General features: G+C 69.7%; 2 protein-coding genes. Both read right to left on the bottom strand.

Annotated elements, in window-relative coordinates:
• Positions 1–947: enoyl-CoA hydratase/isomerase family protein (locus IE312_RS41295; protein WP_229900282.1), on the bottom strand; the 947-nt coding region annotated here is incomplete at its 3' end.
• The coding region (locus IE312_RS41290) for a thiolase family protein (RefSeq protein WP_229900281.1) at positions 944–1,516 on the bottom strand (573 nt) is incomplete at its 5' end. The genes IE312_RS41295 and IE312_RS41290, both read right to left, overlap by 4 nt.

Here is a 1,516-nt window from a genome sequence, read left to right as displayed (position 1 = left end):
AACGCGTAGATGCCGGAGCGCAGTTCGCCGCCCATGATGAGGTCGGCGAGGGCCTGGTCCTCGGCGTCGAAGCCCTGCTGGAGGTCCTCGTTCTTGGCGGCGGCGATGATGTCCAGCGCGCGGTAGGCGGCCGGGGCGGCGCCGTGCACCTTGGAGTCCGCGATGAAGCGGCCCTTGGCGACGGCCTGGTCCCAGGCCTCGCCGCGGTCGATGACCGGGCGCTCGACCTTGACCTCGCCCTTGAGCACCTGGGCGGTCCAGATCAGCGACTGCTCCAGGAAGTCGGCGCCCTCGAAGAGCGCGTCCGCGATGCCGAGGTCGAAGACCTGCTTGCCCTTGAGCTGCTTGTTCTGGTTCAGCGAGTTCTCGATGATGACCGAGACGGCCTTGTCGGCGCCGATCAGGTTCGGCAGCAGCGTGCAGCCGCCCCAGCCGGGGACCAGGCCGAGGAAGACCTCGGGCAGGGAGAACGCCGGGATCGCCTTGGAGACGGTCCGGTAGGTGCAGTGCAGGCCTACCTCGACGCCGCCGCCCATCGCCGCGCCGTTGTAGTAGGCGAAGGTCGGGACGGCCAGCTTCGCCAGGCGCTTGAAGACCTCGTGGCCGCCCTTGCCGATGGCGAGCGCGTGCTCGTGCTCCTTCAGCAGCTCGACGCCCTTGAGGTCGGCGCCGACCGCGAAGATGAACGGCTTGCCGGTGATGCCGACGCCGACGATGTCGCCGTCCGCGGCCTCCTTCTCGACCTGGTCGACGGCGGCGTTCAGGTTCGCCAGCGAGGCCGGTCCGAAGGTGGTCGGCTTGGTGTGGTCCAGGCCGTTGTCCAGCGTGATCAGCGCGAAGCGGCCGGCGCCGGCGGGGAGGTCGAGGTGGCGCACGTGTGCGCTGGTGACGACCTCGTCGGGGAACAGCTCGGAGGCCTGCTGCAGAAGCTCGGCGGTGGTGCTCACTTGTCCCCCTCGAAGTGCGGGTTCTCCCAGACGACCGTCGCGCCCATGCCGAAGCCGACGCACATGGTGGTCAGGCCGTAGCGGACGTGCGGCTGCTCCTCGAACTGGCGGGCCAGCTGCGTCATCAGGCGGACGCCGGAGGAGGCCAGCGGGTGGCCGAAGGCGATGGCGCCGCCGTACTGGTTGACGCGCTCGTCGTCGTCGGCGATGCCGTAGTGGTCGAGGAAGGCCAGCACCTGCACGGCGAAGGCCTCGTTGATCTCGAACAGGCCGATGTCGGAGATGGACAGGCCCGCCTTGGCGAGGGCCTTCTCCGTGGCCGGGATCGGGCCGTAGCCCATGACCTCAGGCTCGACGCCCGCGAAGGCGTAGGAGACCAGGCGCATCTTGACCGGCAGGCCGTTCTCGCGGGCGAAGTCCTCGGAGGCGATGATCGAGGCGGTCGCACCGTCGTTGAGACCGGCCGCGTTGCCGGCGGTGACCCGGCCGTGCACGCGGAACGGCGTCTTCAGGCTCTGGAGGTTCTCCAGGGTCGTACCCGGGCGCATCGGCTCGTCGGCGGTGACCAG

It is taken from the genome of Streptomyces capoamus, from assembly GCF_014654935.1.
Lineage (GTDB): Bacteria > Actinomycetota > Actinomycetes > Streptomycetales > Streptomycetaceae > Streptomyces > Streptomyces capoamus.
Note: the sequence above shows the minus strand (reverse complement) of the source record. Positions and strands in the feature narration are given on the sequence as shown.